The organism is Psychrobacter sp. GW64-MNA-CIBAN-0177 (genome assembly GCF_040309585.1).
Taxonomy (GTDB): domain Bacteria; phylum Pseudomonadota; class Gammaproteobacteria; order Pseudomonadales; family Moraxellaceae; genus Psychrobacter; species Psychrobacter okhotskensis.
In genome coordinates, this window is record NZ_JBEOOY010000572.1 from 1 (window position 1) to 239 (window position 239).

Annotated in this window: 1 protein-coding gene; it reads left to right on the forward strand. The window is 39.3% G+C overall.

Annotated features, from left to right (window positions below; genetic code table 11):
- Window positions 1-239: DsbA family protein (locus AAEY79_RS16270; RefSeq protein WP_352289794.1), on the forward strand; the 239-nt coding region annotated here is incomplete at both ends.

Genomic DNA, 239 nt, shown 5'->3' on the forward strand with positions numbered 1-239 from the left:
TTGCAGCACTTGCAGCAAACTTTGAAGTAGGTAATCAATATACAGTTATCGATATCGAAAAAAGTACTACACCACAAGTTACCGAATACTTTTCGTTTTATTGCCCGCATTGTTTCAAGTTTGAACCGGTTGCACACGCAATTGAAGAAAACCTACCTACAGGTGCGGTGTTTATAAAAAATCACGTTAACTTTTTAGGCGGCGTATCACCACAAGCACAAAGTAACTTGAGCCTAGCT